We start from the raw sequence: 1,617 nt of genomic DNA, 5'->3' as shown, positions 1-1,617 counted from the left end.
AGACAGACACTCCGGGGTGGGGTTTTTACCTACCAAGAGAATACAAGGATTTTTTCTCGTGCGAACGCGCCACTTGCGGGCAAGGTTTTGAACATGAAGCTTTTTTGATAAAATCTTGGAATCAAATTTTCTTTAGATAAGATCGCTTGATGGCTTGATGATCTACATTAGTAGTGTAGTACTGGCTGTAGCTGGAAATCCTCTGCGTTATCAAGTAATCCTTCTTCTTGTAAAAGCTCATTAATAAAAATATCGATTTTCTTTCGATTGATATTCTGCATAACTATAATGTGTGCCCAATTTTCAAAAACTGCTAACTGCCACTTTTTAATTATCCTTTGAGAAGGTTTTTGAAACACTACTGTATTGGAAAATTTATTTAACATGCATGGATATTCTCTTATTTGAAGTTGTTGGAAAAGGTATTGGGCATTATGAATACATGTATTTGCTTCTCTAGCTAATCCATCATACCCTCTTGTTTGCACTGCATACCAGAGAATTAGGGGAGTGTGACCGTTTCTAGATCCTAAAATAGTTGTATCTTTTGAACCAATATATTCAATTTCTGTTTCAACTTGTTCTACCCATTTCTTTTTAGTTAAAACTACACCACAAGGTAATGGAGAACCAATGAATTTAGCAGAAATAGCTATACTATCTATGGGTTTTTGAAAGTTTACTTGTGGAGCGCCATCTAAAAAAGGTAATATTAATCCTGAAAGTGCTGCATCACAATGAATGTAGTAATCTTTAATTTGGTTACGCTCTAAAATTTCTAGAACTTTGTCTAAGTTATCAATCGCACCTTTGACAGTAGTCCCAAGATTTAAATTTATGATGGCTGGATAGCTTCGATTTTCACTAAGTAGTCGTTCAAAATGGTCATAATTCATTTCTCCGTTAATTTGCGAATTGACAACATTATGTTGGATGCGGAATAATTTCGCGGCTTTGGGAATTGAATAATGAGAGTCTTGTGATGAGTAAAGAATCCCATTTGGGTAGATTTCCCTTCCTAAGAATATTCCATATAAATTACCTTCTGTTCCGCCAGCAGTAACATAACCCCAAAACTGCTCTTCTGGAATCTTATAGAGGTTGGCAAAAAAAGATAATACTTCTTGCTCGAACTTCCGAGAATGAAGACCAAAATCTGGCTCAATATATGGATCTCCAGCATTATTTAATAGATGGTTGAAAAACTTTGCGATCGCACTGTAATCACAACTTAAATTATACGGATAGCCTGCATGAAACTGCGATCGCTGTTCTATTTGCAGCAAAAAGTCTGCCAAGTCTTTAGCAAGTGTATCTGACATATCTCAGTATCTCTTAAATTTTGATTTAGTTAATGGATGTTTTAATCTAGATTATACGTATTAATCCATACCTTTAGGTTTTCTTAATAATGCACTAATCTAGCTCTATGCTTCAAGTTAATCTAGTGATAATACTTAGACATGTTCAGTGCAAACACTCAAATTCTTTGCTCAAAAGTATATTACACTTAGAAATTACGCACTGTAAGAAATAACCCAATACGGTTCGCTTAAGAGAAGAGACGCGATAAATCGCCGTCTCTACAAAGGACTGATTATTGTAAAGACGGCGATT

General features: G+C 35.1%; 1 protein-coding gene. It reads right to left on the bottom strand.

Annotated elements, in window-relative coordinates; translation table 11 throughout:
- Nucleotides 1-167 precede the first annotated feature (167 nt).
- Complete coding sequence (locus tag VB740_RS18100; protein ID WP_323201340.1) at nucleotides 168-1,322, bottom strand: histidine decarboxylase; 1,155 nt, start codon at nucleotides 1,320-1,322, stop codon at nucleotides 168-170.
- Nucleotides 1,323-1,617 lie beyond the last annotated feature (295 nt).

Source organism: Nostoc sp. UHCC 0251, assembly GCF_034932245.1.
Taxonomy (GTDB): Bacteria; Cyanobacteriota; Cyanobacteriia; order Cyanobacteriales; family Nostocaceae; genus Nostoc.
The sequence above is the reverse complement of the archived record's forward strand: the minus strand, read 5'-3'. Positions and strand labels throughout refer to the sequence as shown.

Bases quoted from the DNA above. Each gene is read 5' to 3' on its own strand.
- VB740_RS18100 (WP_323201340.1), bottom strand. From the start codon at position 1,322: ATGTCAGATACACTTGCTAAAGACTTGGCAGACTTTTTGCTGCAAATA.